The organism is Psychrobacter sp. T6-5, from assembly GCF_052258485.2.
Taxonomy (GTDB): domain Bacteria; phylum Pseudomonadota; class Gammaproteobacteria; order Pseudomonadales; family Moraxellaceae; genus Psychrobacter.
On the sequence record NZ_JBQQEY020000001.1, the window covers coordinates 312,457 to 324,913 of the forward strand.

9 protein-coding genes are annotated in these 12,457 nt (G+C 44.4%); 5 read left to right on the forward strand and 4 right to left on the reverse strand.

Annotated features, from left to right (window positions below):
- Window positions 1-20: 20 nt before the first annotated feature.
- Complete coding sequence (gene budC, locus ACTXGK_RS15970; protein ID WP_443517393.1) at window positions 21-803, reverse strand: meso-2,3-butanediol dehydrogenase; 783 nt, start codon at window positions 801-803, stop codon at window positions 21-23.
- A 294-nt stretch (window positions 804-1,097) separates the two neighbouring features.
- On the opposite strand from budC, the gene ACTXGK_RS15975 reads away from it, so the two are divergent.
- Complete coding sequence (locus tag ACTXGK_RS15975; protein WP_443517392.1) at window positions 1,098-2,546, forward strand: hypothetical protein; 1,449 nt, start codon at window positions 1,098-1,100, stop codon at window positions 2,544-2,546.
- Between the two features lie 64 nt (window positions 2,547-2,610).
- Here the strand turns inward: ACTXGK_RS15975 and ACTXGK_RS15980 are convergent, their stop codons facing one another.
- The gene (locus tag ACTXGK_RS15980; protein ID WP_443517391.1) at window positions 2,611-4,326 is read right to left on the reverse strand and encodes a mechanosensitive ion channel; all 1,716 of its coding nucleotides are present in this window, start codon (window positions 4,324-4,326) and stop codon (window positions 2,611-2,613) included.
- 462 nt (window positions 4,327-4,788) lie between these two features.
- On the opposite strand from ACTXGK_RS15980, the gene ACTXGK_RS15985 reads away from it, so the two are divergent.
- Window positions 4,789-5,520, forward strand: coding sequence for an FKBP-type peptidyl-prolyl cis-trans isomerase (locus ACTXGK_RS15985; protein ID WP_058025059.1), 732 nt, complete (start codon window positions 4,789-4,791; stop codon window positions 5,518-5,520).
- Between the two features lie 88 nt (window positions 5,521-5,608).
- On the opposite strand, the gene argA is transcribed toward ACTXGK_RS15985, so the two are convergent.
- Window positions 5,609-6,931: an amino-acid N-acetyltransferase gene (gene argA, locus ACTXGK_RS15990; protein ID WP_443517390.1), complete on the reverse strand. Its 1,323-nt coding sequence runs from the start codon at window positions 6,929-6,931 to the stop codon at window positions 5,609-5,611.
- Window positions 6,932-7,272: 341 nt separating this feature from the next.
- Here argA and ACTXGK_RS15995 point away from each other — a divergent pair, with 341 nt between their 5' ends.
- Window positions 7,273-7,860 (forward strand): hypothetical protein, encoded by a 588-nt coding sequence (locus tag ACTXGK_RS15995; protein WP_371532770.1) that lies wholly within the window; start codon window positions 7,273-7,275, stop codon window positions 7,858-7,860.
- A 141-nt stretch (window positions 7,861-8,001) separates the two neighbouring features.
- Here the strand turns inward: ACTXGK_RS15995 and ACTXGK_RS16000 are convergent, their stop codons facing one another.
- Window positions 8,002-8,988: a patatin-like phospholipase family protein gene (locus ACTXGK_RS16000; protein ID WP_443517389.1), complete on the reverse strand. Its 987-nt coding sequence runs from the start codon at window positions 8,986-8,988 to the stop codon at window positions 8,002-8,004.
- A gap of 301 nt (window positions 8,989-9,289) precedes the next feature.
- Here ACTXGK_RS16000 and recG point away from each other — a divergent pair, with 301 nt between their 5' ends.
- Window positions 9,290-11,641, forward strand: a complete 2,352-nt coding sequence (gene recG, locus ACTXGK_RS16005; RefSeq protein WP_443517388.1) for an ATP-dependent DNA helicase RecG — start codon at window positions 9,290-9,292, stop codon at window positions 11,639-11,641.
- 73 nt (window positions 11,642-11,714) lie between these two features.
- The gene (locus ACTXGK_RS16010; protein ID WP_443517387.1) at window positions 11,715-12,398 is read left to right on the forward strand and encodes a TetR/AcrR family transcriptional regulator; all 684 of its coding nucleotides are present in this window, start codon (window positions 11,715-11,717) and stop codon (window positions 12,396-12,398) included.
- The last annotated feature ends 59 nt before the right edge of the window (window positions 12,399-12,457 follow it).

Consider the following 12,457-nt stretch of genomic DNA (forward strand, 5'->3'; position numbering starts at 1 on the left):
TAATTTAAATAGCCAAAATACTAGAACTGTGGCTGTCCATTAGAAGCACTCACACCGCCGTCGACCGGCAAGTTGATGCCAGTAATCATAGAGGCGTCATGGCTTGCTAAGAAGGTAATCGCAGCGGCAATATCCTCTGGCGCTGCCAAACGTCCAAGCGGACAGCGGGCTAAAAACTTATTTGTTTTTTCATCGTTATCTTGAATGGCCGTGGTCATATTGGTTTTAGTCACGCTTGGGTTAACAGCGTTGACACGCACCCCATCAGGGCCGTGATCCATCGCTAGCGTACGCGTTAAGTTGGTAACACCCGCTTTGGCAGCATTGTAGGCGGCCATATTCCAGTCACCACCCATACCTGACAAGGATGAGACATTGACGATATTGCCTTTGGTGGCTATAAGGTGAGGCATAGCCGCTTGGCAGACATAAAACGTGCCATTCAAATTGACGTTAATGGCTGAGTGCCAGTCTTCAGAGGATAAATCTGTTATTTTGCCTTGAGTCGCTTTTCCGGCATTATTAACCAAAACATCGATTTTTTCAAACTTATCGACAGCGCGTTTGATCATCTCTTGTACTTGGCTTTGTTCAGTGATATCACAAGTGACACAGAGGTAGTTGTCGGTATGAATCCACGTATGATCTTCTGGAAAATCTGCTGCCGTCTGTTCCAATGTTTCGGCTGTACGTCCTACCAATACCACTCTAGCGCCTTCCTCTGCGAAGCGAATGGCAGTTGCACGACCAATACCTGAGCCTGCACCAGTGACGATGACGGTTTTTTCTTTAAAACGCTTCATAATGCTCAATCCTTGTTATTATATAGTGCTTACTAAAATTTGATAAACGTACCTGACAAAGGTACGTAAGCGCAGCCGATAGTCATAAAGTCTGCGCGCAAGCATTGCTGCTTTGATATCATCATAACAAGTCATCGCGTTGAAAGCGACTGTGTCTGATAGTGCTTATGTAGCGTAATTTTACAGTCGTAAAAACGTTGAAATATCAATAACTATATTCACAGAAACGACGTGATTTTGATAAGTCAAAGCGCGATTCATTACATACCATATGATCATAAAAGGCCAAAACCTGTGTCTCATTCACCTACCGCAATATCCGATGGGGGCTATCTTCCTCGCGAGCTGGCCTGTTACTTACAGGAAGCAGCGATAGACATTGCTCTGTCTGGTATGCGGACAGTCGAGCAACAATACGATGCTCGGTATAGCGCTCGTCAGTATCGTTATCAACTCCCAGCGGGCAAGTTGCAGTGGCTGGCGCTGACATTATACTTACCAATTAGTACCAGCTCAGCTGATATTGAGACAGCACGTACGACTGCCGTAAAAGCTGCGCTGGCATGGCATAAATCATCATTGTCTCAAAATGAACATGCTGCAGAGACTCATGATGTTTTGATTTTTGATATTCAGCTTACTGATGTCACTGTGAAAAATGATAAGACAAATACTGATAGTCAGGACAGCAAGCAATCAAATCACTTGCAACATGCTTTTGGTGCTCGTTATTTTTTGGAGGATTTGGTCGTAGATATGAGTGAGGACAGTCAGCAACTACAAGTGTTTGGCTGGCACGACTGGCACTCGATATTGGTAGCGGTACAAACACCCTGTGAGTTATGGCGTTTTCTACTTTATCACTTAGAGCAGCTGCAATATTCGGCTATTAGCCACGTACCCAGTTTTGAATCAGAAGACGCGCTGGTCGCGCAGTTTTTGCAAAATGCTGCTTTATTCGCTCCTGCGATCGCAGTAGATAATGCACTTATCGAGTATGGTATTCAGGACAAGCCCAATTCTGCCTTAGTAGCCATGACGCTCGCCTATAAGAATCAGAGCGCGACTGCGCAGATGTATCAGAAACATATGAGGCAAGCCGCTACCCTATGGTCGCAGCTCAGTACACAGATGATAGCGGCGTACAATGAAAAGCAAACACCTAGCGAAGGCCAGGAATCATCAGAACGATCACGGTCTCACTGGCAGCAGCAACTACTAGATGAATCTTTGTTTTCGCGTCATGAGCTGATCCGTACGCTATACAGACATCCTAAACAAAGCGAAGCACTACGGCAGGATGGTTACGTCGTACATCAGCACTCTTATGAGAGTCTGGGTCGCCATTATGTGCTGATATTCTATGGGCAGGATGCACAAGCGCATAATAGCAAAGTAGCTATTCAACCAAACTTAGCAAAAATTGCGCAGGATGTGGCCACCCGTCTACCGACAAACGATCTTCATCATGTGGTCGTACTCGGTATCGATTTTATTCCTGATGGTGATGAGACATTTATCGACATTGATGTTTGGATTCAGCCCGTAGATACGATGACTCAAAGAGAGCGTCAATTAACCAAGCAGATACAGCAGCTAAAAAAACAAAATTTACAGAAACCTCGTCAAGAACCAGATAAGCACAAATCAGATAAACAGATGGAGCCGAGTCCTGAGAATCTCGTATCTAATAAATTGCCTCAAGTACGTCTCAATATTTCTATACCGCCTCGAAAAAAATAATGACGCGCATAAAAAAAGACAGCCTAAGCTGTCTTTTTTTTATTTAAAAACGAAGAACGATGTATTAATACTTATTGTTGAAGTCGTCATCAAGACCGTTACCAGGCAACGATGGATCGTTGTTGATAATGTTGTTATTACGAACGTCATTATTATAAATGTCATTGGTGTCTACGCGAGAATTATCAACACGAGTCGTATCGACTACATCTGTACGCAAGTCAGTCGTTGACGTGCTAGCAGCTGAAGGCGTGTTGTCACGAACTGAATCAGCAACTTTTTCTTGTGTTGATGAGCTTGGCTGCAGCGTAGATTTTGCTTTCGCTTCGTCGCGCTCACGATCCATTTTATCTTGCATTTTACGTAGGAAGCGTGCGGCTGCTTCTTGACCACCAAGACCAAATGATAGGGCAAAGGCGACGGCGACGGCACCTAGCGTTAGGCCAAATGCTAGATTCACGATTGAATCTGCAATACCCATTGCTTTTAGACCCATAGCAAGTACAAGGCCCATAATTAATACACGGACAATGTTTGCTAAGAATTGTGAACCTTGTTCAGAGCGCTCAACAACACCCGCAATAATATTCGCAAGCCAGAATCCGATGAACAGGATAATTGCACCTAAGATGATGTTAGCGCCAAATGCGATAAACATCGTAATAATAGCTGAGATAGGCTCGAAACCTAGTAAATCAGCAGCTGCAATAGCAGCAAATAGCATAGCAAAGAAGATAATCGCATAAGCGACTAAGTCAGAGATTCTCTTGTCACCCATAGTCTCTTGCAAGCCAACTTTGGCAGGCATTTGATTGATTTGAGTGTTTTCAAGCAATCCTTTGACGATATTTGCAACCATACGTACAACATAAAAAGTCACAAACAAGATAGCCACTGCCATGAAGATATTTGGCAACGCTTCCATGATTTTGTTTAGCATATTGGTCGCAGGGCGAGCAATAACGTCGATTTTTAATGCATTCAAAGCAGCAATAATCGTTGGGATAATAACCACTAAAAATGCTAGCGAACCAGCAATATTAGGTAGGCTGTTTTGTTCACTTAAGCCAGCTTTCGTCGCTAACTCTTGAACATTAAAAGTAGAAACAAGGTTGGTCACAATGCCGCGTACGACTTTGGCAATGATATAACCAACAACAAAGACCACACCAGCGATTAAGATGTTAGGGATAAAGCTGAAGATTTTGTCGACCATATTTGTCAATGGTGCAAATAAACCATCAAGCTCTAGCTGACCGAGTACCATGGTCAAAACAACCAATAAGATGAACCAGTAAACCATATCAGCGATGGTGCTGCTCATCGGTTTTACGCCGGCTTGTGCGCTTAGACGCTCGTCCATTGTCGTTTTAGAAAGCGCCGCATTGATTGCAGTGCGTGCTACCGTGGCGATGACCCAACCAATCACACCAAGTGCAATCGCACCGATGAGGTTAGGGATAAATGCCAATACTTGATTAACCATATTTGCAAATGGTGCCGAAATTGAGTTTAAGTTTAGTTGGCTCAGCGCCCCTGAAATAGCAATGATAAAGATAAACCAAAAAACAATCTTGGAGATAATTCCCTCAAGATCGTAAGTTTTACCGGTTGAAGAGTTCATGCGTTGATTAAGATTGACTTTAGAGAGCACACCGCGAACAAGTGCTGCAATACCGAGTGCGACCAGCCAACCAATGATAAATATCAAAATAGCGCCAATGATAGAGCCGATAGGCCCACCAAGATAACCGTTAAAAGATGTGTACATTGGGTTCATCTTATCCTCCTTGAATCATCCTATAGGTAACACTCAAAAGTATTGTTAGTACAACCACTGTTGAACGAGACAAATATATAGATGGTTTATTATAAATAGTGTCTTTAAATTGAGTTAGGCGAAGATATTATAATTTTCGAATAAAGAGGATTATCAAAAGTATCAGTCTGGTTTTTAGTTATCGCTTTGCTATTGACACTCATATATCAACGATAAATACCAACATTCGATTACTTATCTCCTTAACCAATTTAGCTTAGCCTATGTATTGATGGATTTAAAGATAGAAAGCTTTACCTGCCACTATATTTGTGTGATAACTTGTTATTATAATAGGAAATATTAACACAGACTGTACATTCGCCCGATAATTTCATGTAAAGCGTGGTTCCCAAAACTAAGATTTGTTATTATAGAACAATGTGACATCTCGCCACTATTCTTACAATCAGAGAGTAATATATGAAAAAAATCACTACTTTAAGCATTAGCGCCCTTGCTAGTGCTATGTTGTTAATGACAGGCTGTAGCACCAATAACGGCAGTCAAGAAACAGCTGCTCAAAGCGTTTCTATCACTGAACAGAGCTCAGCAAGTGAAAAAGTGGGCTATAGCTTAGGATTCATGATGGCAGAAGGCAATAAAGAAGCTGTCAAAGATTTGAACCTGGATACTTTTGAAAAAGGTTTCCGTGATGGTTACGAAGGCAATGATTCAGCATTGACCCAAGAGCAAATGCAAGAAGTATTGATGACGTATCAAAAAGAGCAAGAAGAACAGTTCGCAAAAGACATGCAAACCAAAGCGACAGAAAATAAAACGGCTGGCACAGCATTCTTAGCAGAAAATGCGAAGAAAGAAGGTGTGAAGCAAACGGATTCTGGCCTACAATATAAAGTATTGAAAGAAGGTACAGGTAAATCGCCAAAAGCAACTGACGTAGTGGAAGTGAACTACGAAGGTAAATTGATCGATGGTACCGTATTTGACAGCTCTTATGAGCGTGGTGAGCCAATTGAGTTCCCACTAAACCAAGTGATCGCTGGCTGGACGGAAGGTCTACAGTTGATGAAAGAGGGCGGCAAGTACGAGTTCTATATCCCATCAGATATCGCCTATGGCGAAGCGGGTAACGCTGGTATTGAGCCAAACAGTACGCTTATCTTTACGGTTGAGCTATTAAAAGTAAAGTAATGCGCGGTTGAAGCATTAGTATATAAAAAAGCCTTCATAAACATTATGAAGGCTTTTTTGTGAGTCAGTGTTTTATATCAGTCTGAGATTATAAATTTTTCTGAAAAACTTTAGAGTTGCGACCATTGTGGTACTTCTCCAGACGTGCTGCTGGTAAAGCACTTGCCTCAACTTCCGCAAAGCCTTGCTCCACGAACCAATGCGCGGTACGAGTCGTCAATACAAACAGCTTGTATAAACCATGGCTGCGCGCTTGCTGCTCTAAAAACGCGAGCAAATCAGCACCGCGGCTGCCACTACGATATTCAGGGCGTACGGCAACGCAAGCGATTTCTGCGGACTCTGCATCTAACGTATGTAGCGCTGCACAACCCAAAATCATACCATCACGTTCGATGACGCTATAGTTGTCGATCTCTTGCTCTAAGCGTTCACGTGAGCGGCTGACTAAGATACCTTGCTCTTCTAGAGGGGATAACAGCTCGATAAGGCCAACGACGTCATCGATATTGGCACGGCGAATTTCTTCGTAAGGATCATGGCTGATCAGCGTACCAGAACCGTCACGAGTGAATAATTCTTCTAATAGTGCACCGTTTTTGGCATAAGAGATGATATGCGTGCGATGGACGCCTTGACGGCAAGCCAAGCTTGCGCAGTTCAAGAAATAATTGATTTCACAGTTCAAATCACGGTCACGTAAGAAGCGATCCACTTCGTTAGGAATCATCTCATGTAGCAAACGATCACCATCATTGATACCTGCTTCTTCGCCCAAGAATATCAGCTTATCAGCACCCAGCTCAACCGCAGCGCTAAGCGCAACGTCTTCAGCGAGCAAATTGAATACTTCACCCGTCGCAGAATAGCCCATAGAGCCTAAAATCACGATATGGTCATGCAGTAGATTGTTTTTGATGGCCTCAACGTCAATAGAGCGCACTTCGCCCGTCATTTGATAATCAATGCCTTCACGAATGCCATAAGGGCGCGCCGTGACAAAATTGCCTGAGATGGCGTCAATACGTGAGCCGTACATTGGGGAATTAGCCAATCCCATCGACAGCTGTGCTTCGATCTGTAAGCGAATCGCGCCAACCGCTTGCAGGATAGCGGGCATTGCGGCACGCGGCGTGATACGAATGTCTTGATGCAGCGGAGATTCAATATCATCGTCTTTTAGGTTTTTTTCGATCTGCGGTCGCGCCCCGTGTACCAGTACCAGCTTGATACCCAAGCTATGGAGCAAGGCAAAGTCATGAATCAGCGTGCTGAAGTTAGGATGATTGACCGCTTCGCCGCCAAACATAATCACGAAAGTCTTACCGCGATGCGTATTAATGTATGGGGCAGAGTTACGGAACCAATGGACGTATTCAGGGTTAATCTGTGGCATGGAACTAGTAGTCATAATGGGAGCAGTAGTCGTTAGAATAAGAAAAAGGGCGTAGCAAAAAAATGCCTAACGCTAAAGATTTACCATAGCAAAAAACACGGTTATGAGCTATCTTTTATTTCAGCTGTGTTGAGGTCTTTTTATTGCCCATCAGTGATATACACAACCTCAACACGGGGTTAATGTACACACAAATGCTTTTTGCTATGCTAAGCGCTATTGCTTTACTGTCAATGAACGAAGATAATCAATAAAAATAATGAATCTGATTCTTTTAATTATTGACTATGTGTTAAGACAACTCAGTTTTTGCCATCTGTGCTTTACCGATATATCAATCAGGGATAATGAGAATTATGAAAAAAAGTAACCAATTTGCTAGCCCATTTAGTGCTTGGAGCGGTCATCGCTTATTTCACGTTGTTGCCGGTACGCTCATCGGTGCGATGGTAGTCACGCAGGCATCTGCCATGCTGCCGACACCAGAGCAAGCAGTTGATAGCTCAATGGCAGTTCAGGCCAATACAAATGCGAGCAGCAACTCAAGTGCTCAAGCGGTCAATAGTAAAATCACAGCATCGTTGGTCAGTGTTGATGCCAATGGTCAAGAAGTACTCGTCCCTGTCGATACAAATACTCGTCTGCAATCAGGTAACGTATTGGAATATCAAGGATACTTTACTAACACCAATGCTGATCGCGTCCGTAAGATGACGGTCACCATGAGTATCCCAGATCAAGTAGAGCTGTTAAATACAGTCGCCCCTGAATTCCCATATGGTAGCGTCGATGGCAATAACTTCGCCCGTATGCCACTACGTACCAAAGTAGACAACCAGCTACAAGATGTCGCACTCAAGTATTATAAGGCGGTACGTTGGGATCTTGAAGGTGTCGGCTTGAATGACACCGTTGCAGTGAAATATCGCGCGCGCGTTAAATAATGCTGAGGCTTTTATAGTAAAAAGTTCGCCAGATATTGATGTTTATTATTGATAAAGCACCATCGTTTACAACGGTGGTGCTTTTTTATGCGCTGGATATAACGTCGCTTAAATCTTGTGATGAGTATGCAATAGAGTTAATCAAAGCGTTGCGTATTTGCTAGTAGATTTCTCTCGAATCAACTGTTTGATAGCGTTGATTTGTGGCGTCGTGGCTTGTGCACCTGCTTCTATGAGCGCACGACGCTGTCTGGTATCTATTGAGTTGTTACGACCGACATTAGGCGTAATGACAATATCCGCACGATCTCGTTCGCGGCGTATTGATGAGGAGCGATTGGTAGGGGATACGATATTGGTTTCGAGAAATCCCCAAAAGTCGCTTAATGAGCTGATGGTTAGTGCTCTATTATCAGTGGCGTTATTGACTTGAGCGGCAGTCACATCAACGGCAATAACAATATCAGCGCCCAAGTCGCGTGCGCTGTCAACGGGTACGAGACTGACCACGCCACCGTCGACGTATTTTTTGCCGACTTTTTCTGGAATACGCGGGGCGATAAAAATATTTGGTACGCTACAGGATGCTTGGACAGCAAGCCCTGCATTGCCAGTGGTCAGCACAGCTTTTTTTAAGGTGTTTTTTTCTGCTGCAATAGCGGCAAAGGCAATTGGAAAGTCTTCTATTACTTGTCCGCGAACTTTTTCATTCACAAAGTTTTTGAGTTTGATGCCTTCGACAAAGCCTTGATTGGACAGTGTGAAGTCCGTCAACTGGCTATCGGCGGTGGTCAGTGCCAATTGCTCAAGCTGTGTCGGCGTGTAACCACTGGCATACAGGCTACCGATTAAGCTGCCGACACTCGTGCCGACGATTAGTGTTGGTTTGATGCCATTCTCTTCTAATGCCTTTATCACACCCACGTGAGCAAACCCTTTGGCACCGCCGCCACCCAATACCAAGGCGACACTAGGTAACTCCACGATAGGCTCTGGCGTTTGGGTTATCTGAGCAGTGGGTGTTAGGGTGCTGCAAGCACTGACGCATAACCCAACTATGGCAAGCATACTAAGACGTAATATACTTAAACCTTGATAAAACGGTCGATACAGAGCAGAGTCTAACATAAAAAATACCTTATAAAATGACCGTGATTTATAAAAACCATAATGCAGAAAAACCATAATGTAGAAAATAAGACAGCTACTATTCGTATGATAGATATAAACAAGTTGTCTTAAAGGGTTTGGCAGTCATGACGGAATAGCTTAGCATAAGTCATTGACTGTTCAGCTATAATGAGATGAATCGATGTTTATATTTTGCTGTTTTTACGGGTAATTTTATGACAATCTCCCTTAGGTGAGTTATATTTAAAACAGTCGATGACATAGATAAAAATAATAAATAACCTTGTTAGGATCTTTGATGCCAGTATCGGTGAATACTTCTTTAGCCAGTCCAATGAGCCAATCAAGGCTTGATGTGCCACTCTCAGCGCTAGATATGCCAGTGACTGCGCTGGCAGGCGTTGGGACAAAGGTAGCCGAGCAATTGGCACAATTGGATATCAAACGAATATTTGATCTACTGCTGCACTTGCCGCGTGATTATGAAGATCGTAGCCGACTGGTATCCATTGCAGAAGTGGCGCATGGGCAGTCGGCTATGATTACCGGTCGCGTGGTCCATGTTGACACCAAGCGCAGCGGTATGACGGTCGTGATAGACGATGATACAGGTACGATATCTTTGCGGTTTTTTAAGGTTTATCGTGGCCTTGCGCAGACCATGAATGTGGGAACGCGGCTGCAGCTGTTTGGTGAAGTCAAAGTCAGTCGTTACGGCAAACAAATACACCATCCTGAATATCAAATTATTACAGATGAAACGGTCACGACCGATACCGGTCTACAGCCCATTTATCCGAGCGTAAAAGGCTTGCATCAAAACAAGCTACGCACCCTGATTAAACTGGCATTGCAGACGGTTCGTAGTCAGGGTCTACCCATGACGCTATTTACGACTGCAGACTTTGCCGTCGTGGCGGATCTACCCTTAGTGCCTTTTGAGCCAGCTAAGCCAATCGTGTTAGAAGCCTCATTGCCAGAAGATATCTTTTCGACGCTCGCGAATAGTGTGCCTGATCATGTGATTGGCAATAATGTGAATAAGCCCACTGCGTCCATTTACAACGTCAATAACGATGTTCATAGCGCGGCTGCTCGCATCGCTCATAGTAATGTCTACAACTTAACGATATTTGAAGCGTTAGTGCTGCTGCACACGCCGCCCACTTATACTAATGCAAGCCAACAATATAAACTGTTGACTCAACTGACTGCGCGTACGCATGCTGCCTGTCAGCGTTTAATCATTGAAGAACTGACTGCGCACCAGCTTAGCTTGCTGTACCGTCGTCAACAGCTGCATCAGCATAAAGCGCCCAAATGTACGACCCACAGTCCGCTCACTGATAAGCTATTTGGCGCATTGCCATTTGATCTAACGGGCGCGCAAAAACGAGTGATGAAAGACATCACCGCTGACATGGCAACTTCTATTCCTATGCTGCGATTGGTACAGGGTGACGTGGGCGCTGGCAAAACGCTAGTGGCCGCAGGGGCAGCAGGCTATGCGCTTGATAGTGGCTGGCAAGTGGCGGTGATGGCGCCGACTGAGATTTTGGCAGAGCAGCATCTTGTAAATTTTAAACAATGGTTTGAGCCGCTCGGTATTGGTGTTGGCTGGCTCGCTGGTAAGCAAACTGCCAAGCAGCGCCGTGAGGCATTGGAGGCGGTTGCGGAAAATACCGTACAAGTTGTTGTGGGGACGCATGCGTTGTTTCAAGAGCAAGTGCAGTTTGCCAAATTAGGCTTGGTGATCATTGATGAGCAGCATCGCTTTGGTGTTGAGCAGCGCATGGCACTGACCAATAAAGGCGTGGCCAATAGTACACCGCATCAGCTGATCATGACAGCAACCCCAATTCCAAGGACACTTGCCATGAGTGTCTATGGTGATATGGATACCTCCATCATTGACGAGTTGCCACCGGGACGTACCCCAATTACGACGGTGACCATCGATCGTAATCGACGTGATGAGGTAATCGAACGCATTGCCGTGAATTGTGAAGCAGGCAGGCAAGCTTACTGGGTGTGCTCATTGGTAGAAGCGTCGAGCGTGCTGGATGCGCAAGCGGCTGAAGCCACGTATGAGGATTTGAATAAGCGCTTAGATATTCGCATTGGTTTGGTGCATGGCAAAATGAAATCCGCTGATAAACAAGCCATTATGCAAGCGTTTAAAGCAGGGGACTTAGATTTATTGATTGCCACAACCGTCATCGAAGTGGGGGTTGATGTGCCCAATGCGTCGCTCATGGTGATTGAAAATGCGGAGCGTCTAGGGCTTTCACAATTGCATCAGTTGCGCGGGCGCGTTGGGCGCGGCTCAACTAAGAGCTTTTGTGTGTTGTTATACCAAAAACCATTATCAGAAACAGGCACAGAGCGTTTGAACGTGCTACGTGATAGCAACGATGGTTTTGTCATCGCTCAAAAAGATTTAGAGCTGCGTGGGCCGGGTGAACTGCTCGGTAAACGTCAGACAGGTAATATTGGCTACTATTTAGCCGATCTTATCCGTGATGAGCAGTTATTTGCCATTGCGCAGCGTTTGGCCAAGCACTTGATTGCAGATCCTGCGAGAAAAGCGGATGTCAGCCAACTGATTCACCGCTGGATGCCTGAGGCGAGTCGTTATACCAATGCTTAAAAGGGCTATTATTATATACCGTTTGGATATCTAAAATGTTTGACTCAATCAATTGATTGATTAATAATGACCCATGACAAAATTATCTGAAATTGACTTTGAAACCGCGCTTGATCGAGTCGAATCTGAACCTAATAGTAGCGCCGCCTCCATTTTACGATGTGCCGAAGCGCTGTTTTCGGCTAAAGGCTTTAAAGCGGTTACTACTCGAGATATTGCAAAAGCATCTGGCAAGAATATCTCCACTATTCACTTTCACTGGCAAAGCAAACGGTCGCTGTATGAAGCGGTATGTAGAATGCATGCTCGTCAGCTGTTGGCTTTTGTATCTCAAACGGAAGCCGCGATTGCAGATAGCACACTTGCGCCCGCCCAAGCGTTAGAGCAGTGGGTCGATAAAACTTTGGATTTACTGATTGAGAATCCAGCGATTGCTAAGCTAGCGTCACAGAATATCTCAGTACAGAATAACCCAGAAATGGTGACTTTGTTTGAACATGACATTCAAGTATTGGCACGGTTTCAAGGCTATCTGTCCACATTTCTTGGTCCCACTGACGATCACACTAAGCCATTGCGCCTGTTCACCTTGCTTTATTTTACCATCGGTATGTTTACTGACTCGTCACTACAACAAGCCACGCTTGGCGGGTCAGTTTATGAACAACCAGAGTTACAACAACAGCTTAAATCGTTTGCAAAAAATCTCGCAATGAGCTTGTTGCAAAAAGATAGCGCACTAACCACTAATTCATAGGCTGTTCTGACTAGTGGCTGTCCAGTGATTGTTTTTGAGTAATGGTTTAAGTGAACGTT

Coding starts and splice junctions, on each gene's coding strand:
- ACTXGK_RS15995 (WP_371532770.1), top strand. CDS start 7,273: ATGAAAAAAAGTAACCAATTTGCTAGCCCATTTAGTGCTTGGAGCGGT.
- argA (WP_443517390.1), bottom strand. CDS start 6,931: ATGACTACTAGTTCCATGCCACAGATTAACCCTGAATACGTCCATTGG.
- ACTXGK_RS16000 (WP_443517389.1), bottom strand. CDS start 8,988: ATGTTAGACTCTGCTCTGTATCGACCGTTTTATCAAGGTTTAAGTATA.
- ACTXGK_RS15985 (WP_058025059.1), top strand. CDS start 4,789: ATGAAAAAAATCACTACTTTAAGCATTAGCGCCCTTGCTAGTGCTATG.
- recG (WP_443517388.1), top strand. CDS start 9,290: ATGCCAGTATCGGTGAATACTTCTTTAGCCAGTCCAATGAGCCAATCA.
- budC (WP_443517393.1), bottom strand. CDS start 803: ATGAAGCGTTTTAAAGAAAAAACCGTCATCGTCACTGGTGCAGGCTCA.
- ACTXGK_RS16010 (WP_443517387.1), top strand. CDS start 11,715: ATGACAAAATTATCTGAAATTGACTTTGAAACCGCGCTTGATCGAGTC.
- ACTXGK_RS15980 (WP_443517391.1), bottom strand. CDS start 4,326: ATGAACCCAATGTACACATCTTTTAACGGTTATCTTGGTGGGCCTATC.